The organism is Streptomyces hydrogenans, from assembly GCF_014656075.1.
Classification (GTDB): domain Bacteria; phylum Actinomycetota; class Actinomycetes; order Streptomycetales; family Streptomycetaceae; genus Streptomyces; species Streptomyces hydrogenans.
In genome coordinates, this window is sequence record NZ_BNBS01000323.1 from 1 (window position 1) to 569 (window position 569).

2 protein-coding genes are annotated in these 569 nt (G+C 70.3%); one reads left to right on the forward strand and one right to left on the reverse strand.

The window, feature by feature from the left end; all coding sequences use genetic code 11:
• Positions 1–108, forward strand: a 108-nt coding sequence (locus IE321_RS41675; RefSeq protein ID WP_190226804.1) for a chaplin, incomplete at its 5' end; no start/stop codon positions are given.
• Positions 109–262: 154 nt separating this feature from the next.
• Here IE321_RS41675 and IE321_RS41680 read toward each other — a convergent pair.
• The coding region (locus tag IE321_RS41680) for an ATP-binding protein (protein WP_190226805.1) at positions 263–569 on the reverse strand (307 nt) is incomplete at its 5' end.

Sequence of the window (569 nt, forward strand, 5' to 3'; positions counted from 1 at the left end):
AACCTGATCCAGGTGCCCGTCCACATCCCGATCAACGCCTGCGGCAACACCGTCAGCGTCATCGGCCTGCTGAATCCGTCCTTCGGCAACACCTGCGTCAACGCCTGACCGACCGCCGAGGGCAAGAGCCCCGGTCCGCCGCCGACAAGACGGGGCGGCGCGGACCGGTGACCCTCCGGCCCTGCGGGACGCGTTGACCGTGTCCCGGGCCGGGCCGGGCGGGTGGGCTGCGGGTGGCCGTCGGCACTGCCACCCGCAGCGGCTACGCGCTGTGCGCGGGCTCCCAGGTCAGGACCGCGATGACCTGCTTGCCACTGTCCGAGGGACTGACGAAGAGATCCGCGCCGAGAGCTCGGACGATCTTCAGGCCACGCCCGCTTTCGGCGGTCTCCTCCGGCTCGCCTTGCCGGCCGGACAGGTCGACGGATCCGTCGCTGACCGCAATGCCTACCCGCCCCTTTTCCATGCTGACCGTGAGCGCGTAAGGCGCCTTGGCGTGGGTGACGGCGTTGGTGACCAGTTCGGAGACGATGAGCACCAGGTCTTCGGCGACCGGGTCGGGGCAGAGG